The organism is Thiohalophilus sp. (assembly GCF_034522235.1).
Taxonomy (GTDB): Bacteria; Pseudomonadota; Gammaproteobacteria; order UBA6429; family Thiohalophilaceae; genus Thiohalophilus.
Genome location: NZ_JAXHLN010000002.1, coordinates 322,775 through 347,751 on the forward strand (window position 1 = coordinate 322,775; position 24,977 = coordinate 347,751).

Annotated in this window: 25 protein-coding genes and 3 pseudogenes; 19 read left to right on the forward strand and 9 right to left on the reverse strand. The window is 56.3% G+C overall.

Features of this window, described 5'->3' with window-relative positions; translation table 11 throughout:
• Nucleotides 1-32 precede the first annotated feature (32 nt).
• Nucleotides 33-872, reverse strand: coding sequence for a mechanosensitive ion channel family protein (locus tag U5J94_RS01765; protein ID WP_322563932.1), 840 nt, complete (start codon nucleotides 870-872; stop codon nucleotides 33-35).
• A gap of 463 nt (nucleotides 873-1,335) precedes the next feature.
• Here U5J94_RS01765 and U5J94_RS15185 point away from each other — a divergent pair, with 463 nt between their 5' ends.
• Nucleotides 1,336-1,464: a hypothetical protein gene (locus tag U5J94_RS15185; RefSeq protein ID WP_416224144.1), complete on the forward strand. Its 129-nt coding sequence runs from the start codon at nucleotides 1,336-1,338 to the stop codon at nucleotides 1,462-1,464.
• 29 nt (nucleotides 1,465-1,493) lie between these two features.
• Here the strand turns inward: U5J94_RS15185 and U5J94_RS01770 are convergent, their stop codons facing one another.
• Nucleotides 1,494-2,255, reverse strand: coding sequence for a hypothetical protein (locus U5J94_RS01770; RefSeq protein ID WP_322563933.1), 762 nt, complete (start codon nucleotides 2,253-2,255; stop codon nucleotides 1,494-1,496).
• 56 nt (nucleotides 2,256-2,311) lie between these two features.
• On the opposite strand from U5J94_RS01770, the pseudogene U5J94_RS01775 reads away from it, so the two are divergent.
• The 3 genes and pseudogenes from U5J94_RS01775 to U5J94_RS01785 all read left to right on the forward strand — a co-directional run.
• Nucleotides 2,312-2,755: pseudogene (locus U5J94_RS01775) on the forward strand (SDR family oxidoreductase); the annotation flags it as partial.
• Between the two features lie 49 nt (nucleotides 2,756-2,804).
• Nucleotides 2,805-3,830: a hypothetical protein gene (locus U5J94_RS01780; protein WP_322563935.1), complete on the forward strand. Its 1,026-nt coding sequence runs from the start codon at nucleotides 2,805-2,807 to the stop codon at nucleotides 3,828-3,830.
• A gap of 71 nt (nucleotides 3,831-3,901) precedes the next feature.
• A complete protein-coding gene (locus U5J94_RS01785; RefSeq protein ID WP_322563936.1) occupies nucleotides 3,902-4,252 on the forward strand; it encodes a DUF3147 family protein in 351 nt (116 codons plus the stop codon).
• 54 nt (nucleotides 4,253-4,306) lie between these two features.
• On the opposite strand, the gene U5J94_RS01790 is transcribed toward U5J94_RS01785, so the two are convergent.
• The 3 genes from U5J94_RS01790 to U5J94_RS01800 form a co-directional block, all read right to left on the reverse strand.
• Nucleotides 4,307-5,392 carry a thioredoxin family protein gene (locus tag U5J94_RS01790; RefSeq protein WP_322563937.1) on the reverse strand — a complete coding sequence of 362 codons (1,086 nt, stop codon included), beginning with the start codon at nucleotides 5,390-5,392 and terminating at the stop codon, nucleotides 4,307-4,309.
• A gap of 205 nt (nucleotides 5,393-5,597) precedes the next feature.
• Nucleotides 5,598-7,316, reverse strand: coding sequence for a chloride channel protein (locus U5J94_RS01795; protein WP_322563938.1), 1,719 nt, complete (start codon nucleotides 7,314-7,316; stop codon nucleotides 5,598-5,600).
• A gap of 99 nt (nucleotides 7,317-7,415) precedes the next feature.
• A complete protein-coding gene (locus tag U5J94_RS01800; RefSeq protein ID WP_322563939.1) occupies nucleotides 7,416-7,742 on the reverse strand; it encodes a hypothetical protein in 327 nt (108 codons plus the stop codon).
• 178 nt (nucleotides 7,743-7,920) lie between these two features.
• Between U5J94_RS01800 and U5J94_RS01805 the strand changes: the two genes are divergently transcribed.
• The 5 genes from U5J94_RS01805 to U5J94_RS01825 all read left to right on the forward strand — a co-directional run bounded on the left by U5J94_RS01805 (nucleotide 7,921) and on the right by U5J94_RS01825 (nucleotide 12,887).
• Nucleotides 7,921-8,232 carry an antibiotic biosynthesis monooxygenase gene (locus U5J94_RS01805; RefSeq protein WP_322563940.1) on the forward strand — a complete coding sequence of 104 codons (312 nt, stop codon included), beginning with the start codon at nucleotides 7,921-7,923 and terminating at the stop codon, nucleotides 8,230-8,232.
• Nucleotides 8,233-8,606: 374 nt separating this feature from the next.
• A complete protein-coding gene (locus U5J94_RS01810) occupies nucleotides 8,607-9,074 on the forward strand; it encodes a (2Fe-2S)-binding protein (protein ID WP_322563941.1) in 468 nt (155 codons plus the stop codon).
• Nucleotides 9,071-11,281 (forward strand): xanthine dehydrogenase family protein molybdopterin-binding subunit, encoded by a 2,211-nt coding sequence (locus tag U5J94_RS01815; protein WP_322563942.1) that lies wholly within the window; start codon nucleotides 9,071-9,073, stop codon nucleotides 11,279-11,281. The genes U5J94_RS01810 and U5J94_RS01815 overlap by 4 nt, the downstream gene beginning before the upstream one ends.
• 415 nt (nucleotides 11,282-11,696) lie before the next feature.
• Nucleotides 11,697-12,278, forward strand: coding sequence for a TetR/AcrR family transcriptional regulator (locus U5J94_RS01820; protein WP_322563943.1), 582 nt, complete (start codon nucleotides 11,697-11,699; stop codon nucleotides 12,276-12,278).
• A gap of 81 nt (nucleotides 12,279-12,359) precedes the next feature.
• Nucleotides 12,360-12,887 (forward strand): DsrE family protein, encoded by a 528-nt coding sequence (locus tag U5J94_RS01825; protein WP_322563944.1) that lies wholly within the window; start codon nucleotides 12,360-12,362, stop codon nucleotides 12,885-12,887.
• Nucleotides 12,888-13,174: 287 nt separating this feature from the next.
• On the opposite strand, the gene U5J94_RS01830 is transcribed toward U5J94_RS01825, so the two are convergent.
• Nucleotides 13,175-13,732: a DedA family protein gene (locus U5J94_RS01830; protein ID WP_322563945.1), complete on the reverse strand. Its 558-nt coding sequence runs from the start codon at nucleotides 13,730-13,732 to the stop codon at nucleotides 13,175-13,177.
• Nucleotides 13,733-13,861: 129 nt separating this feature from the next.
• Here U5J94_RS01830 and U5J94_RS01835 point away from each other — a divergent pair, with 129 nt between their 5' ends.
• From U5J94_RS01835 to U5J94_RS01865, 7 genes are all read left to right on the forward strand, one after another.
• Complete coding sequence (locus U5J94_RS01835; protein ID WP_322563946.1) at nucleotides 13,862-14,326, forward strand: hypothetical protein; 465 nt, start codon at nucleotides 13,862-13,864, stop codon at nucleotides 14,324-14,326.
• Nucleotides 14,327-14,462: 136 nt separating this feature from the next.
• Complete coding sequence (locus U5J94_RS01840; protein ID WP_322563947.1) at nucleotides 14,463-15,272, forward strand: sirohydrochlorin chelatase; 810 nt, start codon at nucleotides 14,463-14,465, stop codon at nucleotides 15,270-15,272.
• 141 nt (nucleotides 15,273-15,413) lie between these two features.
• Nucleotides 15,414-16,112, forward strand: a complete 699-nt coding sequence (locus tag U5J94_RS01845) for an SDR family oxidoreductase (RefSeq protein WP_322563948.1) — start codon at nucleotides 15,414-15,416, stop codon at nucleotides 16,110-16,112.
• Nucleotides 16,113-16,371: 259 nt separating this feature from the next.
• Nucleotides 16,372-17,793 (forward strand): ethylbenzene dehydrogenase-related protein, encoded by a 1,422-nt coding sequence (locus tag U5J94_RS01850; RefSeq protein WP_322563949.1) that lies wholly within the window; start codon nucleotides 16,372-16,374, stop codon nucleotides 17,791-17,793.
• 3 nt (nucleotides 17,794-17,796) lie between these two features.
• Nucleotides 17,797-18,345 carry a hypothetical protein gene (locus tag U5J94_RS01855; protein ID WP_322563950.1) on the forward strand — a complete coding sequence of 183 codons (549 nt, stop codon included), beginning with the start codon at nucleotides 17,797-17,799 and terminating at the stop codon, nucleotides 18,343-18,345.
• 455 nt (nucleotides 18,346-18,800) lie between these two features.
• Nucleotides 18,801-19,376 (forward strand): chalcone isomerase family protein, encoded by a 576-nt coding sequence (locus U5J94_RS01860; RefSeq protein ID WP_322563951.1) that lies wholly within the window; start codon nucleotides 18,801-18,803, stop codon nucleotides 19,374-19,376.
• A 175-nt stretch (nucleotides 19,377-19,551) separates the two neighbouring features.
• Nucleotides 19,552-19,884 (forward strand): TusE/DsrC/DsvC family sulfur relay protein, encoded by a 333-nt coding sequence (locus tag U5J94_RS01865; protein ID WP_322563952.1) that lies wholly within the window; start codon nucleotides 19,552-19,554, stop codon nucleotides 19,882-19,884.
• 132 nt (nucleotides 19,885-20,016) lie between these two features.
• Here the strand turns inward: U5J94_RS01865 and U5J94_RS01870 are convergent, their stop codons facing one another.
• Together U5J94_RS01870 and U5J94_RS01875 are read right to left on the reverse strand one after the other, a co-directional pair.
• A complete protein-coding gene (locus tag U5J94_RS01870; RefSeq protein ID WP_322563953.1) occupies nucleotides 20,017-20,424 on the reverse strand; it encodes a hypothetical protein in 408 nt (135 codons plus the stop codon).
• A 20-nt stretch (nucleotides 20,425-20,444) separates the two neighbouring features.
• Nucleotides 20,445-20,693 carry a hypothetical protein gene (locus tag U5J94_RS01875; protein WP_322563954.1) on the reverse strand — a complete coding sequence of 83 codons (249 nt, stop codon included), beginning with the start codon at nucleotides 20,691-20,693 and terminating at the stop codon, nucleotides 20,445-20,447.
• A 575-nt stretch (nucleotides 20,694-21,268) separates the two neighbouring features.
• On the opposite strand from U5J94_RS01875, the pseudogene U5J94_RS01880 reads away from it, so the two are divergent.
• Nucleotides 21,269-21,742, forward strand: a pseudogene (locus tag U5J94_RS01880) (OmpP1/FadL family transporter); the annotation flags it as partial.
• A 211-nt stretch (nucleotides 21,743-21,953) separates the two neighbouring features.
• Here U5J94_RS01880 and U5J94_RS01885 read toward each other — a convergent pair.
• Nucleotides 21,954-22,694, reverse strand: a pseudogene (locus tag U5J94_RS01885) (BCCT family transporter); the annotation flags it as partial.
• 226 nt (nucleotides 22,695-22,920) lie between these two features.
• Here U5J94_RS01885 and U5J94_RS01890 point away from each other — a divergent pair.
• Nucleotides 22,921-23,721, forward strand: coding sequence for an AsmA family protein (locus U5J94_RS01890; protein ID WP_322563956.1), 801 nt, complete (start codon nucleotides 22,921-22,923; stop codon nucleotides 23,719-23,721).
• Nucleotides 23,722-23,766: 45 nt separating this feature from the next.
• Complete coding sequence (locus U5J94_RS01895; protein ID WP_322563957.1) at nucleotides 23,767-24,714, forward strand: lipase family protein; 948 nt, start codon at nucleotides 23,767-23,769, stop codon at nucleotides 24,712-24,714.
• Nucleotides 24,715-24,977 lie beyond the last annotated feature (263 nt).

The following is a 24,977-nucleotide window of genomic DNA, read 5'->3' on the forward strand; positions in this document are numbered from 1 at the left end:
ATGGAGTCGCTCTGGCCCGAAACACGACCCGTTTAGCCGGCAGTCTGATAGAGGTGTACATCCCGCTGCGGGAAGGGGATGCTGATGCCTTCCCGATCAAAGGCCGTTTTCACTTTTTCGGTCAGTTCGAACTTGAGCGGCCAGTAATCGGGGGCATTGACCCAGGTTCGTACCGTCAGATCGACCGAATTGTCGCCCAGGTTACTCAGCAATACCTGCGGTTCCGGGTCGTTGAATATCCGCTCTTCACTCGTCATGATAGCCATGATGACTTCGCGCGCCTTGCTGACATTGTCGCCATAACCGATGTTAAAAACGAAATCCAGCCGACGGGTGGCCTCGGCGGAATAGTTGGTGATGATGCCATTGGACATGGCGCCGTTGGGAACGATGATGCGCACGTTGTCCGGGGTGGTCAGGATGGTGTTGAAGATCTGGATATCCGTCACCGTGCCGCTGACGCCCTGGGCGGTAATATAATCGCCAACTTTGTAAGGCCGGAACATGAGAATCAACGCGCCACCGGCGAAGTTGCCCAGGCTGCCCTGCAGTGCCAGTCCCACGGCCAGGCCGGCAGCACCCAGTACGGCGATGAATGAGGTGGTGGCAATCCCCACCATGGAGGCAACACTGATCAATAGCAGAACTTTTAAACCGATACCGACCAGACTTTGCAGAAAACGCGACAGCGTGGGCTCCACCTTGCTGCGTTCCATGCCTTTGGCCATGACTTTGACCAGGCGACTGATCAGCGACAGGCCGACAATGAGGACGACAATGGCAAGCACGAACCGGGGGCCAAACTGCATCAACAGCTCAACGCCCTTGTCTGCGTAGGTTGATAGTTGTTCCGAAGTGAAGAACTCGTCCATTGGTCTGGCTCCTTCGCGGCTCTCGGACGCCGTTGTTATTGAGTTTTTTGTTAAATGGCAGCCAGAGTGAGCATCAAGCATCTACCTGGCCGGGGCTGAAAATTAATGTCCAATATTAGGCGATAAAACCTGCTAACAAAAGGGGATACCGTTTACTGTTTCTCCGGCTGGAATTGCTTTATGTTTCTACAATCCGGAGTTGTTTTATCCGTTGTTGGAGCGCCTTGCGTTTGGCTGGGCGCCAGTGAAGAAGTTAGATAGAGCTTAAGTATTCTTATATTATTCAGGGTTAATAGTTATCACCTTTTTCGGTAACGCTTTAGGGCGAAGGGCCGATAACCCTATTCTGTATAGGGTGTGATACAGGCCCGTCGTGAACAATCGTACCTCCGAAACCTATCTGCTCCATTCGTGAGCCAGTTGCCATTAATAGTCCGCTTTTTAACTTGGCGGAAGTATCGGGATCAGTGTATTTCCCTATCATAGCCAAATCCCGGACGAACTCATTCACAATGCTGACGTGGCCATGTACCACGCCAAGCGCAATGGCAAAAATGCTTATATTTATTACGCACGGCTGTCAGCGGTATAGCACGGGGCGGGCAAGGTATGCAGTCACGGTCAGGGGAGTAGTATGGCCGGGCCCGTCATCACCCGACGCACCAGTTCCGCCTGACGATTGGTGCCAGTTTTTCGGAAAATCGCCTTGAGCTGGGAGCGCAAGGTATTGCCGGACAGGCCGAATGCTTTTTCCATTTCCTTTATCGTCAAACCCTCACACAAGCCATTGACCAGTCGGGATTCGGCAGGTGTCAATGCATATAACATGTGCAGAATCTCTGTTGAAACTTTACTGTCAGAGATCGAATCACCAAGAAAAATCACCGCCTGTGCCTGGTCCGCGAGTGCACTGTACTGATGGTGCTCCAGACCCAAAGGCACGACAAAGATGGTCAGATTGCCGGCTTCGCTACTCAAGGACATTTGGCCACCCTGATATTGATTTTGACGCAGCGCTTCGTCAATCAGCCAGGACAGCTTATGGGATTCTACAGCATGCTCGCAGTAGATTTTATCTGAAGTTATATTCAGACTTTTCCCGTTGGAGATAATCTCCGCGGCACGCCTGTTATGCCAAATGGGTCTCTTGTTGCGGTCAAGAAAAACGATACCAAAGGGTAAACAGTCTATGGCATCATAACCTGCCCTGCATTGTTGCTGATGCTCGTGCAGCCGGTTTTGTATCTCAATGGTATTTTTCAGATGCGGGGTCAAAAGATTAAACATTGAGATATTGGCATCCGAAAAACTGCCCGTTTTAAACGAACGATGCAAACCGATTACAAAGTGGCCCTTGTCATTCTCCATGACATTGGCGCCCATTAAATGATGTATCTCGTATTGGCGAAGGTATTCATGATAAAAAGGATTGCAATTGGCGAACCATGCAGGTGAATCTGACCGGCTATTTCCTGGTGGCCAAGCACACCATTCCGGCCCTGCGCCAAACCCGAGGGAGTATTGTTAATATTGCCTCGACCCGGGCCCTCCAGTCCGAGCCACATACCGAAGTCTATGCCGCCAGCAAGGGTGGGGTAGTGGCGTTTACCCATGCTCTGGCGATCAGCCTGGGGCCGGCTATCCGGGTCAACTGCATCACCCCGGGCTGGGTCGCTACCGATGACTGGCAGGCCCCTTCCCGGCGGAAGGCGCCGGAACTGCGTGAGACCGATCACCGCCAGCACCCGGCCGGCCGGGTCGGCCATCCCGCTGACGTTGCAGCGATGGTTGATTATCTGATCAGCGACGCAGCGGGCTTTGTCACCGGCCATAACTTCATTCTCGACGGCGGAATGACGCGCAGGATGATCTACGCACCGTAACAGGATCACTAAAGAACTCTGATTCCGTTAATTCTGCTATCTTTTGGCGATGACTGACGCCCTGCTTCCCGCGGTTCTGATTTTCGCGCTTGCCGCGATGTTTATTGCCGTGTTTGGCGTGCGAATGACCCGCGTGGCCGGGGAGCTGGCACGGCGCACGGGGATGGGCGAGGCGATCATGGGCGCCCTGTTCATCGGTGCGGCGACCTCGCTGTCGGGGATCACCGCCTCGGTTACCGCCGCGTGGTCGGGGCATGCCTCGCTGGCGGTGAGCAACTCCCTGGGGGGGATCGCGGCGCAAACAGCCTTTCTGGCCATTGCCGATTTCTTCTACCGGCGCGCCAATCTCGAGCATGCCGCCGCCTCGGTGGAAAATCTGATGATGACCGCGTTTTTGATCATCCTGCTGTCGATTCACCTGGTGGCGCTGTCTGTCCCGCAGTTGAGCGTCCTGGGCGTCCATCCGGCGACGCCGGTGCTGATTATCACCTATCTGTTTGGCATGTGGCTGCTCAACCGTACTCACGAGATGCCTATGTGGTATCCCAAACGGACCAGCGATACCCGACGGGAGCAGACACATACCCGACGCTCACGCGGGGCGACGCTTTACGGTCTCTGGCTGCGCTTTTTAGCACTGGCAGCCCTGGTCGCCACGGCCGGCTGGTTCTTGACCCACGCGGCGGTCACCATCAGCCGGGAAACCGGGCTGGCCGAAGGGGTGGTGGGCGGGATATTTATTGCCATTTCCACCTCTCTGCCCGAGCTGGTAATTGCCGTGACCGCCGTGCGCATGCGCGCCCTGACCCTGGCGGTGGGGGATATCATCGGCGGTAACGCTTTCGATACCCTGTTTATCGCCCTGTCCGACATCGTCTACCGAGGGGGTTCCATCTACGCGGCGCTGACCCATTACGAGACCTTCTGGTTGGCATTGACGCTGCTGATGTGCGCGGTATTGATAATGGGCTTGATTCAGCGCGAACGTCACGGGATTGGCAATATCGGCCTGGAGAGTGCGACGCTGCTCGTGCTTTATCTGGGCGGCGTGGGGCTGATCACCCTGGTGTTGTGATCCGAGGCGTCTGAAGTAAAGGGGCCGGCACTTTTAACCGCTCCATCGCACAGGTTCAAGAGGAGAACCGCATGTCGTATTACCTTGTTAAAATTGCCGTGACGACGCTGTTGATTGTGCTGATTTCTGAAATCGCCAAACGCAGTACGTTAATTGGCGCAATCCTGGCATCGGTCCCCATCGTTTCCGTGCTGGCTATGATCTGGCTGTATATTGATACCCGGGATATTGATAGGGTCAGCACCCTGGCAACCAGCGTGTTCTGGCTGGTTCTCCCTTCCCTGGCATTGTTTATCGTTCTGCCGGTCCTATTGAAGCAGGGGCTGAATTTTTATTTGAGTCTGGGCGCTGCGATTGCCGTCACGGTGGGCTGTTACTGGTTGATGGTCTATGTGCTGCACTATTTTGGCATAAAATTATAACAACTCGTGTTCAAGGGCACGCCGCAGGGCAGCGGGTGTCGCAGACCAGGGCTGTCAATGCTTCATGTCCTGCGGAGCTATGTCGGGTTTCTTGCGTGCCAGAAATTGCCGCCATGCCTGATAGGTGTCGTGACGCTTGTAGGCGCCGGTCAAGATATAGTCCAGGACACTGTTCAGGCGATAGACCCAGACGACCGAGTTGATACGGATGATCTCCTTGCCGTTTTCATCGAAAAAGACCAGGGTCGGGGAATAGTACAGATCGAGTTCGTCGGCCCATTGCCGGGCGGTGAGCCGTCGGCCGCCCGGTGTGATGAGCCTGGTGTCCGATTGCATATCAAGCTGTATCACGTCCATCTGTTTCAGGCTGGCTATGATCCTGTCGTTACCGAGCGGGCCTGCATGTAATACATCACAGGCGTGGCAGCGTGGTTGCTCGAAAAACACGGCCAGGGGGCGAGCGGCTGGCATTTTGCTGCGGTCGAGTGCATAGGGTGGAGAAGCAAATACCGGGTGGGTGTTGAGCCGGTCCTTGCCGTAGCTTTCTGCCAGCACGGCACGGCTCAGGTAGTCACGAAAGGGCTCTTTGGCATAATGCCGATCGCTGACATATTCCAGCGCCGCGCGAAATTGATACGGCGGATGGTAACCCTGCAGTTTGAGTACCTGCTTTTTTTGCGCGTTGTAAAATAACAGGGAGGGCGTGAAGTTGGTCCGCTGCTCGACCGCGAAGGCTTTCTCCTCGTAGACTTTGCCGTCGATGGCGGTGATATTGCGGGCGCCTTTGACATCGAGGGCGATGACATCGAAATTCTCCCGGGTGTATTTGACAATCTCCGGGTCCCCCCAGTTGTTTTGCAAGTGGGCCTTACAATAGGGACAGTGATCCTGGCCGAAGTAAACGATAACTCCTTTCTTGCCCGCCGCAACGGCTTCCTCGATATCATCGTAAAGATCCAGAAAGCTGAGCTTGAACCAGTCGGGATGCGTGACGGGCTCCTCCAGCGGCCTGTCAGAAAAAGGCGCGATCGGATCGTTTTGCGCCTGCAGGCCGGTCGCGGCGGTGGCAAATGATAGAAAGACGATGTACCGGAGGATATTCCGCACAATCGTCTCAAATACAGCCTGTCGCTTAATCACCGTTTTACCTGGCGTCTTTGTCGGGTATTTTCCGGAATCCGATCGTCTCCCTTTATAACAAAAGCGAAACGGGGTGTCTCGAAGAAAGGCCGACCGGCAAACCGGCAACGTCTATCCGTGCAAGGTGGCGCTAACTGTGGACACCGGGTTTTACAGCATGTCGCGGCAAACGAGCAGGACAGTCCGTCCGTTGCCGACCGATAGCTCAATAACGATAACTGCCTTCCACCTCGTCGCGGCTCAGCACACCATAGATGCGGGGCAGCCCAGGCACGTTCTGGCTGGTGACATAGGCCATCTCCTTGCCGCTGTCGTGCAGGAGTTGCCGCGCTTCTTCCATGGTGGCGCGCATATCGACGGCCACCAGGGTGCGGCGCTCGCCGGGTAACTCCATCAGATCAAACTGTTCGACATCGGGGGACTGCTTGCGGGCATAGGCCAGATCCACGCCCGCCAGCGCCATCTGCGGTTGGTTCTTTTCCTGGATCAATACCCAGACCGGCTCGTCCTGCAGGGCGCGATCCACCTGCTGTGCCTCGACCTGCCGGGGCAGGACGACGATCTTGCGGTTCATGGCGCTGGCCACGCCGACCCGCCGTAACGATTGCGCCACGGGATCGCTGCGATAATCCAGGCCGCGGCCGCGCAGCAGGGTATGGAACAGGGATTCGCGCCGGAAGAGCCGCCCGCTGACGATGGTCGAGGTCACGACCGCCAGCATCCCCGGCAGGATAAAGTTCGGCTCCCCGGTCAGCTCCAGGATTGCAATCAACCCGGCCATGGGCGCCTGCAGGGTGGCGGCCATCATGGCGCCCATGCCGATCATTGCGTACAGGCCGACACTGCCGGGTTCGATGAAGCCGAGCTGGATGCCGATGGCCCCCAGCAGCCCCCCGGCGGCCGCGCCGATAAAGAAGGTCGGGCCGATGATCCCGCCGGGCAGCCCCAGGCCGATGCCGCCGGCGGTGGCCAGTACCTTGACGATCAGCACCACGAGCAGCAGGCGCAGGGCGATCTCGCCGCCGAGGATGGCATTGACCGTGTCATCGCCAATGCCCATCACCTCGGGGACGAACAGCCCGCAGACGCCGACCAGCAGGCCCGCCAGCACCGGCCGCGACCAGTGGGGCAGGCCCCGGCTGCGCAGGGCGACCTGTTGAAACAGGGCATTGAAGCCGGCGGCGAGCAGGCCGATCAGGATCCCGCATACCAATATATAGGGCAGCTGTGCCACGCTGCCCAGGTGCAGCTCGGGGACGGAAAAGGTGTAGGTGTTGCCGAATACCAGCTGGCTGATGGCGGTGGCACTGACCGTGGCCAGAATCACCGGGGCAAAACCGGCCACGGTGTATTCGAGCATCAGCACTTCCATGGCGAACACCGCCCCGGCCAGCGGGGTATTGAAGGAAGCGGCAATCCCGGCGGCGGCGCCGCAGGCGGTCAGCACCCGCAGGCTGTTATGCGGCAGGCCCAGCGCCTGGGCCGGCAGATTGCTGCTGGCTGCCCCCAGGTGGGCGCTGGGTCCCTCGCGGCCGACCGAATGCCCGGCGATCATCGAAATCGCGCCGCCGAAAAACTGCACCACCGCGTTGATCCACGGCAGGCGGCCCTGATGATAGGCCAGGCGTTCGATCACATGCAGCACCCCGACGGTCTGCGCCGGAGCCGATACCAGGCGAAACAGCACTCCGATTAGCAGCCCGCCCGCCAGGGCAGTGCCCAGCCGCCAGTGCCAGGACAGGGACTCGAAGTCTCCGGCCTGCGTCATCGGATAGAGTGAGGTCTGCGCCGCGTCGACCAGCAGGCGCAGGGCGATGACCGTCAGGGCCGCCAGGATGCCGGCGACCAGCCCGAGGAAGGAGAGCGGCAATATTGCATCCGGCCGGGCCAGCTGGATGCGGAATCGCTCCAGCCATTCGCTCATTTTCGACGGGATCATGGGGTGTCTTGGTCGGTGGGGTGGGGCGCCGACGTCTCACCCGGGCGGGTGACGATCGTTGCGCTGCCGGAACCGGGCGGCGGTTCAGGAGGCCGGCGGCTCCCCATGCAGCGAGCTGAGAAAAGTATCGACCTCGGCCATGACATGATCCAGCGAGCCGCTGACCAGGTGTCGGCCCTCGCCGTCGTGGGCACAGTAGGCATCCTGCTCGCGATCCCGGCTGAGGGTGAGGACCAGATACTCGTCCGCGCCGCCGGCGAACAGTTGAAAAATATCGTCATCATCGTTGTCCTTGGCCCAGTGCCAGCGCGTCGCCCGCCCGTGGGCCACTTCGTGAGCGGCAAAGCTTTCCACGCGCTCGCGATCGTGTTTGCCGAAAAAATTATCGGGCAGTTCAATAATCTCCGCCATCAGGCTCTCCCATTGTCGTTATTCAGTAAACCGGTCGCTCAGTCTTGCATCCCTGGCAGTGGCTATCAAGCGCGGTGAGCCACCTCTTGATGTAATCCGGTTTACTGCAACCGCTTTCCCGCTCATCTTTGATAAACTGCCAGGTACGCTAAAATCGCTTGTCAGTGGAGTTGTAATCATGTTTATTGTCGCCAATCGCGTGCCGGTCGCCGCCGGATGGGAAGAGACCTTCGAGGAACGTTTTCGCCAACGGGCCGGCCAGATCGATCAGCAGCCGGGCTTTGTGCGCATGGAAGTCCTCCGGCCAGAGAGTGATGAGACCCCCTATGTGGTGCTGACCACCTGGCAGGACAAAGCGTCGTTCGAGGCCTGGGTAGGCAGCGAGGATTTCAAACTGGCCCACAGCAATCTGATGCCGAAAGAAGCATTCGACGGCGAGGGCAAGCTGGAAATGCACGAGGTCGTCGTGGCCAGCGAACAATCCGGTTAACAGCCCGGGCCTCTGGCACGTTGTATACACCACTCTTGGAATTGTTTAATGACGATGATCGATCACTTGACCGATGAATGAACCCGGTTCAGCTTTTACTGCCAACTGCCAACTGCCAACTGCCAACTGCCAACTGCCAACTGCCAACTGCCAACTGCCAACTGCCAACTGCCAACTATCTATACAATCCCTGTAGGAGCGGGCTTCGACCGCGACGGTGCCAGATTCGGCAGTCGCGCCCGCGGGGCGCTCCTACAGGCTCACTATTCAGCTGTTCTGCCAATTTTCTTTTCCCACAAAAACTACGTTCAAAGCCTGTTGTTAAGCCTGCCTGCCCCGTCTAGACTTCTGGCAGGTTTTTCGGAGGGCTTCGCATGGCAACATTGAACATCAACGGCGAAACGGTCGAGGTGGAGGTCGATGGCTCGACGCCGCTGCTCTGGGTGCTGCGTGAGCAGCTGGGGCTGACCGGCACCAAGTATGCCTGCGGCATCGGCCTGTGCGGATCGTGCACGGTGCATGTCGATGGCGAGGCGGTGCGCGCCTGTACCGTGCCGGTCTCTGCCATGGATGTCACCAAGCAGATCGTCACCATCGAGGGGCTTTCCGAGGATAACAGCCATCCGCTGCAGCAGGCCTGGAAGGAGCTGGATGTGCCGCAGTGCGGTTACTGCCAGCCGGGGATGATCATGGCCGCGGCGGCGTTGCTGAACAACAACGCCGAGCCCAGTGACGCGGAGATCAATAACCAGGTCACCAACATCTGCCGTTGCGGCACCTTCAACCGGGTGCGGCGCGGGATTCACCGGGCCGTGGCGATCGGCAAGGAGCGCACCTCATGAAAACCGACAGCATCGATGTGTCCCGGCGCGAGTTTCTGATCACCAGCACCCGCGCGGCCGGGCTGGGCGCGGGCTTCTCCCTCGGGCTCTATCTGCCCATGAGTGCCACGGCCGTGGCGGGCGAGTGGGATGAGCTGCCCTCCGAAGGTTTCCCCGAAATCGGCGCCTGGGTCGTCATCCAGCCCGATGACACGGTCATCATTCGCATCGCCCGTTCCGAAATGGGCCAGGGGACCTTGACCGGCCTGGCGCAACTGGTGGCCGAGGAGCTGGAGTGCGACTGGGACAGGATCATTACCGAATACCCGACCCCCGGCGAGAACCGTGCGCGGGATCGGATCTGGGGGAGCTTTTCCACCGGCGGCAGTCGGGGCATCCGCGACAGCCACCGCTATGTGCGCAAGGGCGGGGCCGTGGCGCGGGAGATGCTGCTGCAGGCGGCGGCCGATCGTTGGGATGTGCCCAAAGGCGAATGTCGCGCGGCCAACAGCGTGATTACCCACCAGCCCAGCGGGCGCACGCTCACCTACGGCCAGGTGGCCGAAGCGGCTGCCGAATTGTTCCCGCCGCAGCATGTGGCACTGAAACAACCGGACGAGTGGGAAATCATCGGCAAGCCGATCCCGCGTCTGGACACCGACGACAAGCTCAACGGCAAGCAGATCTTCGGCGCCGATCTGCAACTGCCCGGCATGCTCAACGCCGCGATCAAGGCCTGCCCGACCTTCGGTGGCAAGCTCAAAGCGTTTGACGAGAAAAAGGTCACCGGCATGCCCGGCGTGCGCAATGTGGTGCGCGTGGGTGAGGACGCCGTCGCCGTCGTGGCCGATACCTGGTGGCAGGCCAACCAGGCGCTGGAGGCGTTGCCGATCACCTGGGACCATGGGCCGAACGCGAAACTCGACAGCGCCGCGATCGATAAAATGCTCGAGGAGGGACTGACCTCCGACAAGGATGTCTTTGTCGGTAACCAGGCCGGTGATGTCAACAAGGCGTTAAACGGCGCGGCCAGCACCGTCGAGGCGACCTATCGCTATCCCTACCAGAACCACGCCACCATGGAACCGATGAACGCCACCGCGCTGTGGAGCAAAGACAAGTGCGAGGTCTGGTGCCCCACGCAAAACGGTGAGGCGGCTCTCAAGGCGGCGGTCGACGCCGCCGGGTTACCGGTGGACAAGTGTGATGTGTACAAGATTCACCTGGGCGGCGGCTTTGGTCGGCGCGGGGCGTTTCATGATTTTGTCACCCAGGCGGTGACCATCGCCAGACAGCTGCCCGGTACCCCGGTCAAATTGTTGTGGAGCCGCGAGGAGGATATGGCCCACGGTCACTATCATCCCATCACCCACTGCAAGCTGGTCGGCGCGCTGGACGAGGCCGGCAACCTGACCGGGCTGAACGTGCGTATCTCGGGCCAGTCGATCCTGGCCGCCGTGATGCCCGACGGGCTGCAGGACGGCATGGATCCGGTCACTTTCCAGGGCTTTCACTCCGAGGGCGACCACGCCATCAGCTACACGGTGCCCAACCTGCTGGTGGAGCACGCCATGCGCAACCCGCCGGTGCCGCCGGGCTTCTGGCGCGGGGTCAACATCAACCAGAATGCTATCTATATGGAATGTTTTCTGGATGAGCTGGCCCATGCCGCCGGCCGGGATCCGCTCGAGTTCCGCCGCAGCCTGATGGCCGATCAGCCAAAAAGCCGGGCGGTGCTCGATGCCGTGGCCAAAAAAGTCGGCTGGGATAAACCGGCCGGTGAAGGCGTGCATCGCGGCCTGGCGGTGGTCAAGACCTTCGGCAGTTACGTGGCCGCCTGCGCCGAGGTATCGGTGGATGAGCAGGGCAAACTCAAAATCCACCGCATCGTCGCCGCCACCGATCCCGGCCATGCCGTCAACCCGCAACAGATCGAGGCGCAGGTGGAAGGCTCGTTCGTCTTCGGTCTGTCGGCGCTGCTTTACGGTGAGTGCACCATCAAGGACGGCGGCGTCGAGCAGACCAATTTCCATGACTTCCCGTCCATGCTGATGGATGAGATGCCAAAAGTGGAGACGATTGTCATGCCCTCCGGCGGCTTCTGGGGCGGGATCGGCGAGCCGACCATCGCCGTCGCCGCGCCGGCGGTGCTCAACGCCATCTTCGCCGCCACCGGCAAGCGAATCCGGCAGGTGCCGCTCAAGGATGTGGATTTGAGTGCGGCCTAGCCTGGCCCTTCGGGCAGGGCCGAGGGCCGAGTGACGAGTGACGAGGAAAACACTCTCACCATATGGCTCGGTAGGAGCGGCTGCGCCGCGATAGATCGTGCAGGGCCACGGGGCTTGTCGCGCCAGAGGCGCTCCTACGGCTCTCTTGGCCCTGCTGCGTCCGGAAGGACGCTACAGTCTAACGCTGCCAACTGCGACTGCAATTTGCCGACTTCTCTTTTGTGCGGCTGAAAACCCCCAGAAAAATCTGGTAGCGCTTCGCAACCTTCAAATAAGCATATCAATAACTGCTTAATTCCTGCCGCTCATCGGGTATAACAACCCGGTTTGATATCACTTCTTTTAGCAAACGACCAGGTTGTGTCCCCGAATAGGCTGGACTAGACTATAGCTAGTTAACTAACTAGGTATTTCGATGACACCTCGCCCGAGCAATACACAACGCCAGCAACAGTTGATCGAAGCGGCCAGTCGGCTCGTCCATCAACAGGGTTTTGCGGAAACCACCCTGGCGGCGATCGCCGGCCAGGCGCAGATGCCGAGTGGCAGTATCTATTACTACTTTCGCAATAAAGACGATGTGGTTCGCGCCATTGTCGAACAGCGGGTGCGTGAGCTTGAGGAGCGGTTGCACGGCTTTGAGCAGCTTGCCTCAGCCGGGGCGATGATCGAGGCGGTTATCAATATCTGGCAGGAGGACAGCGAAATCGACGCCCGATATGGCTGCCCCATCGGGAGCTTGTGTTATGAGCTCGCCAAGCAGGGCGGCGAGAAGCAACAGCTGGCCTCGCAGCCTTTGCGGATTCTGTTGCAGTGGTGCGAAGCGCGTTTTGTCGAGATGGGACACCAGGATCGGGCGGCGGATCTGGCCCTGCATCTGCTGGCGGCATTGCAGGGTATCAGTTTGATTGCCAATGCGTTAAGTGATCCCGATCTGATCAGGCGCGAGAACGATCAATTGCGCGCCTGGCTGGCGGATCTTGAATCGGATTATTAATACAAACTAAAAACACGATAACCAGCCGGCACGGGTTGTCGGGATAACACCACCACCCAACGAGAAGTGAGGAGAAGCAAGATGAGAAGTATTAATCGAGCACTGCAAGCAATGTTACTGAGCCTGCTATTAGCGCCGTTGTCTATCGCCCAGGCCGAAGAGATGGCGCCCTACGGCACGGCGAAGACCAATATGCATGAGTACCCGACCATCAATGCTGTTTTTGATGCCAATTACGAGGACCCCAAAAAGCTCAATATTTTGCATGCGTTTGTCAAAAATACGGCCAAACCGCTCAAGGGCCATATGGTAGTCGTTACCCACGGGCCGGAGCTGCGCCTGTTTGCCAAGGAGAACTACATGAAATATCAGGGAATCGTCGATAAGCTGGCCGCCCTGGCCGAGGACGGGGTCGATTTCCGGATGTGTAACAATGCGCTGCGTGCAGCGGGCTTTGAACCCTCGGACATGCACGGCTTTATTACCGTTGTCCCGGCGGGTTTTCCGGAGATTGCCTACCTGCAGTCCAAGGGCTATGAGTACATCAACCCGATTCCGTACTCGGTACGCGATGTGCGTTATCTCGATCAGCCACAGAAGAAAAAGTAACTAAATAAGTGTTCCGAATACCCGAACACTTTGTTCAAAAGATTGCTTCGCTTCGCTCGCAATGACCGAAAATCGTGGGTCATTGCGAGGAACAACGTGACGAAGCAATCTCTCTGGACTGGTATTCGGGACGCTTGTTTAGTTAGTGGTAACGCTCTGGAAGGGGATGTGCCTCTCCCCTTTTTTATGTGCTGCTCACAAAATGGTGATAATCCTTGCGCTGTTTGTCATTGAAAACGGGATACGTAGCCGGGAGCTTATAAGAAACGCTGATGGGTTTTGATTTGTCATAATTGCATCCGATGCCGGGCATACAGGCCGGCGATCAGCAGACCAACAAGCAGTGCCGCGCCAGCCAGCCAGTACTGGTACTCCTCCAGGTTCTCCAGCAGCTTTTCCGCACCCTTGCCCAGGGCAAAGCCGGCCCAGGAGACGCCCAGTCCCCAGACCGTGGCCGGTATCAGATCCAGCAGGGTAAAGCGCAGGTGGCTGATGCCGGTCATGCCCAGAGCGAAAGGGGTGATGGCGCGCAGGCCAAACAGACCCCGATAGCCAAAGATGATCAGCATATTGTGACGCTCGAGCAGACTGCGAATCCGCGCCACGCGCGGTTGCCACCCGGGGCGATTTTCCAGTACGGCCCGACCCTTGAGGCGGCCGAGCAGAAAGAAAAACTGGTAGGTCAGGATCGAGCCGATGATTGATGCCATCATCACCCAGTGTAATTCCAGCAGTCCCCGGTGGGCGAGGAAGCCGGCGGTCAATACAATCGCCTCGCCCTCGACAAAAACGCCGAGCGCGACTGCCAGGTAGCCGTAGGTGGCAATGGCTGATTCGAGCGTCACGCGATGGATTCCTCTGTCTGAAAACCGGGAACGGAGCACGGAATTACCTAATGTTAAGAGGTACTTTGGGCTGATTCAATAACTCAGTCCGACTATATCGTACGCAAGGCAGGCCTGGACGTTATTCATATGTCATTACTTTCTTACAGCATATCAATCCCGCTATGGCTTCTGGTCATCATGATCGTCATCATGCTCCCGACCCTGATAAAGCTGGTCAGGCTAGGCTACCGGTTCAAGCAGGGCGGGCTGGTCAGGGAAGAGCAGGGCGACACGGTTGTCTGGAAAGTGCAGAACCGGATCAGTGCTCCTGACCCCAAAAAGCGCGCATCAGCCAGGAATGAAGAGAAAGAGAAGGAGCGCGAAAAGAAGGCGGAACTGGCCCGGATTCTGACGATACTCATAAAGGAAGGCGACAAGGGTGTGTTGATGAAAACCATTGCCGACAGGATGGGTATCAGTATGATCCATGCGCAACATGCCATGAAAAAGCTTGTAGATAAAGGTATGGTGGAAGAGGTTGCCGGTGTCAGCGGCACGAAGTATTACCTGACCCAGGCGGGCAAAGAATATTGTCGCCGTAAAGCGAAATAAAAAATCAGTAATAAATAGAAGATTATATCTGCCCGCCACCACTGTTGGAAGGTTGCGGGGTGATTTGTCCGGGTCTTTGCTCTTCGGCAAAAGCTGATAAGATGGGGTGTGCTCATGACCCGGGACCAAGAGTTCCATGCCAGTTTACCTGCTTGTCGATAACGGTTCCAAACAACCGGACGCTACATTGTATTTGCGTTGCCTGGCCGCCCGGCTGAGCGAACATACGGGCAAGACTATCCACCCGGTCTCGCTGCAGCATGCAGACGCGATTCCCGAGGAGGAACTGGATGGTACGCCCGCGCAGGTGTTTCCCGAATTTCTCCGGACCCGGTTGGCGCAGGGTGAACAGGAATTTGTGGTGGTGCCGTTGTTCTTCGGACTGAGCCGGGCGATCACCTCGTTTATTCCCGCCGAGGTGGCGAGACTCAAATCGACATATCCCGAACTGACGGTCAGGGTGGCCCCGGTCACCTGGCCCCTGCCCGAGGGCGAACCGCGCCTGGCGCAGGTCGTGTTCGAACATATCCAGCAGGCCCGGCGGCAGAGCGTAGATGGGGCAAAGCTGGTACTGGTCGACCACGGCTCCCCGAGCCCGATGATAACCGAGGTACGCAGGGGCGTTGCCCAAACTCTGGCAAGGCAACACGGCCTTGAGGTGGACCAGGCGGTCATGGAGCGCCGTGAAGGCAAAGAATACGATTTTAACGGCGATCTGCTCGCGACCTGGCTGCGACAACAGGCGGAGCGGGGTGTGACAGAGGTGATCGTCGCCATGCTCTTCTTCCTCCCCGGTCGCCATGCCGGCCCGCATGGCGACGTGGCGGAAATCTGCAATACCGTGACGAGCGATTATCCGCAGCTTAACTACACTATTACCCCCCTGATCATCGACCATCCGTTGTTACTGGAAATTCTCAAAGATCGTCTTGAAGCGGGAGAGTAGTTAAAAGTGCCGGCTAGTATACAGAGGATCCGGCCGGCAAGAGACCGGTTCTATTGCAATTCGTAAGCCCCGTTGTCCGTTACAGCGATTTTGTCCAGGGTTTACTGACCACACGATTTGGCATATAGATCGGATATGAATATGAACTCGATCCTCGTGACGGGTAGCAACCGCGGGCTAGGTCTGGAATGGGTGCGTCAGTATGCACAGCTGGGATGGCGGGTCTACGCTACGTGTCGCTTTCCGGAGCAGGCCGATGAACTGCACAAGCTGGCAAGTGACCATCCGAATGTCTCCGTCCATCCGCTTGATGTCACCCGGGCCGAGCAGATCGGGGCGCTGGCCAGAGAATTGAGCGATGTTGCCATCGATATTCTGGTGAATAATGCCGGTGTTTATTACGAACGCTGGGGCAAGGACAAACTCGGTAGCATTGATTATGCCAACTGGCAGCAGACCTTCGCGGTGAACGTCCTGGGGGCCATGCGGGTCAGTGAAGCCTTGCTGGATGCGGTTGCCCGCAGCCGGCGCCGTCTGCTGGTTGGCATCAGCAGCCACATGGGCAGCATCACGGATATCGACAGTGGCAAGAATTACGCCTATCGTTCCAGCAAGGCGGCCCTGAACGCGGCTATGACCGGTTTATCCCATGAAGTCGCGCCGCGCAAGGTCGGTGTGTTGTTGCTGCATCCCGGTTGGGTCCAGACCCGCATGGGAGGCGATTCGGCGCCGTATACACCTGCCGAGAGTGTGCAGGGGATGCGTCAAATCATCGATGATTTCACGCTTGAGCAGTCAGGCGTCTTTCTGCGTTTTGACGGCACCCCAATGCCCTGGTGACAGGTAGCCGGATAGTCCCTCCAACAAGCAGGTCTGCAAACTTGTAATGACCTGACCGGACATCGCGTCAGAGAATGGAATATCGGATTTCTCCGGGGAATATTTGATTTCCATCCGGTTCGCTGTTACACCTTGGTCAGCGGATATCGATAATTCAGGAATTTCGAGATGTAGCCGTCAATATGAAAGCCTGCGGATGGCGGCTGATCGTTGTTCCGGCAACCTCGATTAATATCTCTTTTGCAAAAGAGGAAGGGCGATGGGAATGTCACGTTCAGGATTGGCGATTGGTCTGTTCCTGATTACGCTGCTGCTCGCCTGGGTTTTTCATGGTACCGGTGTCGTGGGTAATGATGCCGGCCGCAACATTTATATCCCTCAAACGCTGACGATACCCCTGCAGGTGAAGGCGGCTTACAACGGCGAGAAGATGTTCTTCCGTTACCGGTGGCCCGCAAAGCAGCCGCATATATACCATGACATGCTCCGTTATCAGGACGGCAAGTGGCTGCGTATCGGCAAAAGCCCGATCGGCCGGCAGCCGCAGGGGATCTACGAGGATCGAGTGACGATGCTGGTGGACGACGGTCGCGTGCCGGCGTTCGACAAATACGGCGGTTATGCCACTATCGGTAACGGCATGCGGTTTTTCACCGACGAGGCGGATGCTGCAGCGGTCAAGGCCCATCCCTACCTTGGTGGAAAGAAAGGCAAGTCCGATGTGCGCAAGTACCTGCCTGCCACGCGAACCGACCCGGCGGACTGGACATCGATCGTCCCCGAACAGGAACTGGGCGAGCTGCGTGAGGCGGGCTACTTTCTGGATTTGTGGCATTGGCGGGCGCATCGTTCCAATCCGATTGGCAAGTCCGATGATCAGTTTGTGGCCGAGTACCGCTATGGTGATGAGGGGCAGGGCGTCTATACCACCAACTGGGACAGTGCGAACAACCGGCCCATGTGGATGTTCGACCCGGACAAGGTTGGTTTTGCCGCACTCAGCTGGGCGGACCTGGAACAAAAGCGGCTGGGTTTCGACGATATCTATTACTTGCGCAAGGCCGAGGCCATACCCTTCGATCCGGATCATGCCTGGGAGGATGGCGATACCCTGCCACGGCGGATGTTGCGGCCGGGGTCGGGCTCTCATTCCGACATCAGCGTCTCAAGTCAGGGGCGCTGGCGGGCGGGGTACTGGGAGGTGACCCTGGAGCGGGCTCTGGACACGGGCCATCCGTTGGATGACAAGGCCTTTGTCCACAAACAGCTGTACTGGCTGGCCTTCGCGGTTCACCGTAACGCGAGTGGTGGCCGCTGGCACTACGTGTCGTTGCCGGTCACGCTGGGCATGGAACGCGATGCGCCGTTACGCGCGGCACGCTTCGAGGGCGAGCAACCCGGCTGGCAACAGGACTGGTTTGAGGTGACGTTGTTTTATCCCGGGCAGGTCAGCTGGCCGCTGTTGACCAGTCACGCCCATGCCGGCGCGGAGAAGATCGCGCAGGATGTCCCAGTCGCTTCCCGGCATACACCGAAACAACTGGCCCATTACGGGGTCGAAATGGAATTCAATGCGGCGATTATCACTCACTGGTTCTGGACCCTGATTGCCGGTATGTTGCTGATTACCGGATTCGGATTTGCATTGGTGCGCACGCTGCAGGCAGAGACGAGGCGATAAGCGATGGAAGCCTATCATCACATGCTGGTGCATTTCCCGCTTGCCCTGTGGACGACCGGGGCCATTATTATTCTGGTGAGGACCGTCTCCGCCGGCCGCTTTGCCCTGGCGGCAGATCGGGTGCTGGCCCCGATTCTGTGGCTGGGGACGGCCCTCGGTCTGCTGGCCTATGCCAGCGGCTTGCTGGTCTGGTCGCCGGAGGCGATCACCTACACACCCATGGGCCGCAATCATATTCTCGCCGCAACCTGGACCCTGGCCTACTGGGCGCTGATTGCCGTGTTGCGTCAGCGTGCAGGCGAGGCGGTCTGGAAAGGCCACAATCGCTGGTTGATGCTGTTGCTCGGGGCACTGGGCGGTGTATTGCTGGCGGTGGCCGGAACCCTGGGGGGACATCTGACCGGTAGCGCCACCGCGTTGTCCAGCGTATTGCGAGCATTGGGTTGGGAGGTCTACACGACATTCTATATGCCCGTCTGGATGATTGTGATTACCTGTCTTGTCGCGCTTTCGCTGGTGATTATAGGCATACAAAGTCGACGCCCTGAATAAAACCGGGAATGGCGCGGTACCGGGGATATCCCGGGCTTCCCCTCAAGTCGGCGCCGCTCAGGTTGGCCGGCTGGCCCGGGCTTATGGATATTCTGCTGCTTTTGGGGATTCTTGCTCTGGAAATGTTGGCCGGTTGTGGCACCATGAGTGCTTACGAGCCACCGAAAGAGAAGCAGCCTCACGCTAACGTGACTGCCCTGCTACGGCATATGAGCAAATAAAGCTCAAAAACGGAAAATTCAAGTTGAAACCTGTCGCGCGGTCCCAAAACACCTGAGAGATACGCGCAGGTATATGTAGCGAACAGCCCTGTATTGCTGCTTATATGGCCGGGGAGAGCCGGGGTGATTCCTCGGCTTTCCCTGCACGGCGTCTTATTTTCGCCTGTCCTGGAAATTATCCGGTAATGGTCAATAATTAGGTAGCGAGAACTACAGATCAAGTCCGAGGGTGTGATGAAAAAGATCGCGACATTGGGTGTGGCAGCATGCATGCTGCTGCTACCCGCTTATGTTTTTGCCCTGCAAATCAAGGGCGTCAAGTTCCCCGAACAGATTACGCAGGAAGCTTCACAGCAGAAACTGGTCCTGAACGGCGCGGGCGTTCGTGCCAAGTTCATTTTTGATATTTATATCGGCGCACTCTATCTCCCCGAGCGTTCAGACAGTATCAAAAAAATTCTGGACGATGGATCGCCCAGGCGCGTTGTTATGCACTTTCTTTATGACGAGATCGAAAAAAAGAAAATGCACTCCGCCTGGACAGAGGGGTTTGAGGATAATCTGACGGATGCGCAGTTCACCGGTTTGCAATCCGAGATAGACACATTCAATGCCGCGTTTGGTAATATCGTGGAGGGCGATGTCGTTATTATCGACTTTCTGCCTGACAGCAATACTGTGGTACGAATTAACAACACGGAAAAAACCCGAATCAGTGGTGCCGATTTTCAGCGCGCCTTGCTATCTATCTGGCTGGGGGAATCACCGGTGGACGGCAGGCTGAAGAGGGCAATGTTGGGACGGGAGTAGTTTGCTGGGCTACCTTTCACCTGACATTGGGGCAGGAAAGATCAGCCTGAATTCCCCTCGGGAAAGATGATTTTATCTCAGCGTTTTACGTGTGCCGTTGTCGTCTATACTTGAAGGAAGAGTCGGAGTCATGAAACCCACATAGTTCCCCGGTGAATACCGCAAGGAGGAACGTATGACCGCCGTAAGACAAAATACAAATTTGCCGGAAATGGATGAAGCCGGGCTCATCGTCGATCCGGCGCAGTGGACGGAAGAGGCCGCTAACACTATTGCGGAGCAACTGAAGGTGGCGCCGCTGACAGACAACCATTGGCTGGTGATCTACAGTTTGCGGGATTACTACAAGAAATTCGGGGTGGCGCCGGCCATGAACAGCGTCTGCCATCGCCTGGGTAAAGAAAAGTTCTGGGTACATGATTTGTTTCAAAGTTGCCTCAACGCATGGCGTATTGCCGGATTGCCCAATCCTGGTGAGGAGGCCAAATCTTATCTCAATGATATGTAATCCGTGTAAGTCGTAAAATCGGATCGGGAACAGCCAGTGGTCTGAACTGTATCGGGCGTCCGGCGCCAATCAGGAACTGTCGGTATCGGTCGCTTTGACCAGTATGGATTGCGGCTGTTTGTGGCTGAATGATCAAGCGATCGAGGCTCCGAACCAGAAGGCGATGCTTTTCTCGAGAAATTCGTCATAACGCCTGTAGTGTGTACCGTCGCATGAGAAGGTAACGCTAATCAAGCCACTGAAAATATTGATCGAAGCCTGACGCAGATAGAAGGTGTTGTCAGTGGTGCGCAATGCCTTGAAGGTATCGAGGATTTTGGCGATTTGCTCAGGCTGCACCAGAGCAAGCGAGGGATAGGACTCGTGAGGGTATATCAGGCAGATATCCGGATCGGTCAGGGCATCGATATCCAGGAGGCGGTAGCGATAAGGGTCGAGTGTCAGCCAGATAATCGCCTGGCTGCTGGCGAAATGAATCTGTACCTGGAAGCTCCCGTTCTGGGTAAGCAGCTCTTCGAGGATGCTCATAACCTGGTCCATGTTCCTGTCCAGGGGACTTTCTACGCGGGATTGCTGAAATACCAGTCCTCTGATTGCCGGATCGCCTTTGATCTGGCGTCATTCAGCAGATTGTCTGAAAAGCCCTGCCGTGACAGGCAGGTCGCGCAGGTCAAAGTCGATCTGGCGAGCAGGGACTCCAGCCGGTAACGGTTTTCCCAGAACGGTGCGAGTTGTCGACTCAGATCCGCGATGGGCTTGCGCAATACGCGCGCGAGCTCCACGCGCTGGCGGCGGATGCTTTTTTCCATGACATGTTGAGTATTATTTCCGTGTGCTGTTTGCGGAGGCCATCGAACGCGGTTAATGGCTACTTTACAAGGCATTGACAGACTGTAATTAGACACAATTCGCAATGTATTGCATCCCTTCTCACAACGTGACCTGGTGCACGGTTTGTCTGAACAGCCCGACACCAGAACCCGGCTAAGGGTTAAGCTGGATGCCACAATATGCCAGGACAACGGCATGTTTTGGCCGAAGCTCGAAAATCTGATATTTCAGGATAGCGGTGGCGCCAGATGCCGAGATTATTCAGAACCGATAAACCCTTATCCGTCCTCCGGGGGTGGTGAGTTTGCCGCAAGAGCATGGACTGACTATATTCCTCCCTGATACCTGGTCCGCCTTTATAAGGAGTGTGATGAGATGCACTACCATGGAAGCTGCCATTGCGGCGCAGTCGGCTTTTCATTCGAGGCCGAGCCGATCGATAAAGGCCTGCGCTGTAATTGTTCCCTGTGCTCGCGCAAGGGCGCGATGATGTCGCCTTGGCGTCGGCGCCTATCAAAAGAGCCTCGGCGGTGCCGTAACCGCCAATCCCGGCAGCGCGATGACCGCGGTCTCCAATCCGGCCGGCCTGGCCCGCGTCGGGTCCCGGGCAAACCAGAACCTGACAGTCTCTGCCGACATCAAGTGGATCAACTGGTCGGATACCATGGACAAGCTGTCGGTCAAGGGATCGGGTGGGTACGAGTTTCCGATGAACCCGGGCTGGGAGGATCAGACCATCTACGCGCTGGGTGTCGCCTATGATGCCAGTGAACGCGTGACGCTGCGGGCCGGTTACAATTATGCCGAGGCGCCGTTCGATGAAGACAAGGTCAGTTGCAATCTTCTTCTGCCGGCCATTGTCGAGACCCATTACACCGTCGGCATGAGCGTCGCGCTCAATAACCATTGGGATCTGGGCTGGCACTACATGCTCGTACCGGAGAAGACCCTGACCGCCTCCGACAACGGTGCGAAGATAAGCCTCTCGGAGCAATCCATGGGGTTCAATATCGGTTCCCGTTTTTAAGCGTTAACCATTCCTGGCGACGGTTTTGGGCTGAGTGCGCGAGCACCAGCCCAAAACCAGTTTATATCATCTCTGTCTACTGATTTCCTGATAATGCCAATCACGAGTTGCAGCAGGCATCAGCCTGAACGCGACGACTCCTCGATGCCTGAACCTACCCGGTGATCGGCAGTATCATCTTTTTCCATATCGCCTTGTTCCGCCAGTGGGGCATTGCCCTCAGGGTCAGAACAATAGTAATAAAGAGTTGATTGGTAGTGCTGTTACCTATACCAGTAATGTGTTCCAGCCCGGCGCCGAACTGTTGTACCCCCAACCCCAAAGTGGTGACAATGCCGAAGACGGTGGCCAAAATTGCCAGCAGATCCACCATGTCACCGGCCCAGCCGTGAGTATGCTTGCCCAATAAGGGGTGCAGCGCCGAGCGTAGCGCCAGCGGCTGGCCCTTACGATAGCCGAAGTAGGCGAGGATTAACGCCAGCAGGGCAAATACGCCCCAGGCATTCAGTCCCCAGTGAAAATAGGTAAGAACCATCGACATATCCGCGGAGGCAGAATTGTTATCGCCAATCAAAAATGGATTATCGTTATAATGACTCAAGGGTTCGGCGACCGCCCAGAACAGCAGCCCGACGCCCATGCCGGCGGCAAACAGCATTGCGAGCCAGGAGAGGGTGGTGAACTCGGGGACTTCCTGATCGTGACCGAGGCGCACGTTTTTGTAACGCCCCATCCCCAGCCAGATCACCATGGCAAGAAAGAACGCCATAACGACTACATAATACCATTCCAGAAATGGGGTAAGAAAAGTACGACTGGAGGCAACGAAATGTTCGAGATCGGCTGTGCGGTAGAGGGCCAGCAGAGTGATAATCAGCACCCAGAGAATGGAGAGAAAAGCGGCACGTGGATTTAAGCCCTTGAAAGGGCCATGAGTGGCGACATTGTACATAGCGTCCTCCGCGGGCCTGTTTGTGGCTGAATTCGTCTGTTTGACCTGCCCTGCTATAGAATACCGGGTTATTATGCCGATGGTGAAAAACAGTTCAGCTCTGATAAAGCAGATCTGATTTTTGCCAGACGATTTCAGTATAAAGCGTTGAATAGGTACCGACAATCTACTATTTTTGCTAAATCGAAACATGAATAGCCGGCCAACCCGAACTGGATTATATGAAATGAAAAAAGTCATTCTCAGCCTTTTTGCTCTGGTAGTGATAGCGATTGCCGCTGCTGTCTTTTATGTTTTGACCAACCTTGATGCAATCGTCAAAGACACCATTGAGAAATACGGATCCGAGGCGACACAGACTGCCATCCGGGTGGACAAAGTCAAAATCAAGCTTACCGAGGGTGATGGGGCTGTCTATGGTCTGACCGTCGCCAATCCCGAAGGTTTTGAGTTGGCACATGCTATCTCCCTGGGTGAGACGGCGATGGGAATTGATTTCAAATCAATTCGTGAAGAGCCCTATGTGATTAACCATATTACTGTGCGGGGTCCCCGTGTTTTCTTCGAAGTCAACGCAAACACAAAAGCCAACCTGAATGAATTGAAGAAAAATCTCGTCATGAGTCAACCTGCCGCGAAGGAGAGTTCGGAAACAGAAAAGAGCGCTGCAAAGCAGCCACGGCTGATTATCCGACGAATTACGTTCGAGCAAGGCGGGATCGCCGCTAAAGTGACACCGCTCAACAAGGACTATGAGCTCAATCTCCCCAATATCAATATGACCGATCTCGGTGGCAGCCAGGGGGCAACGCCAGGTGAACTGACCCGGGAGATTTTGCAGCGGCTGATTGATGTCACAATAGATGAAATCAGGAAAAAAGGGATCGATGCCGAGCTGGATAAACTCAAATCCGAGGCCAGGGAAAAAGTAGAAGAAGAGAAAGCCAGGCTTAAAGACGAGGCGGATAGCAAGATCGACGAAGAGAAGAAAAAGGCGGAAGACAAGCTCAGGCGATTATTAAATTAGTTTGAAGGAGATTCATGACAATGCACGCGAGCCAATAAATCGAAAATGTTCTTTATCCGCCTGATCAAACTGACACGGATAACACTCGCCCTGGTGATTTCTGGCGTTATGAGCACGATTTCCAGCGCATCAGGTACAGAGAGGGCTGCGGTCGATTTCGTACAGATAAAAAATTATGCTGACTTCTCGGAAGCCTCCTACCAGGGAAAATCCCGAGTTGACGAGGTTGGTCAGTCAAAGCAGCATTACCTCATCTATCATGGCTATATTCCTGAACTCTCTGTTACCTACTATTTGCTCAGAAGTGACAAGGATAAATCTCAGGTAGTTGTAGTCAGAGGGACGTCCAATATTGAAAATACTTTACTCAATATGGACGTCAAACTGGTGACTGATGCACATGCAGGCATCCGCCTGCATCGGGGATTTTCCCTGGCTGCGGAAAAAATATATCGAAAAATCAAGCCACAACTAAAGCCCGATTACACAGTCAGCGTCACCGGCCACAGCCTGGGAGGCGCTGTGGCCTTGATTCTTGCCATGTATCTGGATCTTGACCAGTTTGATGTGACGCAGGTTGTCACCTTTGGACAGCCGAAGGTGACCAATATTGCAGGAGCTGCAAGGTTCGGCCATCTGAACATTCTCCGCGTGGTCGCCCCCAACGACCTGGTGCCATTGGTACCACCTCTGGATCCCGTGGATATCAACGATCTGGATATATACTGGCATATTGGCATGGAAGTAATCCTGCTTCCTGACAATCGCTATGCGATTTTAGATAGTACTGACAGTATGTTGCGTGTTTTTGGTTTCACCAAACAGCTGCCCTCCGAAAGTAATCTGCAAAACCACCAGATGGGGTACTACTTATCCTTAGTGGAGTCCAAGTTGCCTGTTGCAAGGCGTGAGTCTTTCAAGCTCGATTTAAACCTGTTCAACCTGTTCAACCTGTTTGATGATGCGCCCCAAGATGGGCATGCGATGGAATAATAATAATTATAATGTTTTTATTGCTTTGATAAGTATTACTAATATAAGTATTGCTTATTATTCTGAATTACCCGACGCGTGGCCAGTTATGAGAACAGGCTGAGCCGGCCGGTTTGGGTTGTTAACAGGAAAGATGATGCTTTATTTGTTTGTTTTTATTTTTCTGTGTCTCTCCTGGCGGTCTATACTTTGAATCCTTTCTCCACAGAGTCCGCTCAAGGAGGTTCTCATGAGGCATATACCGCGAATTTTGAATTGTGCCG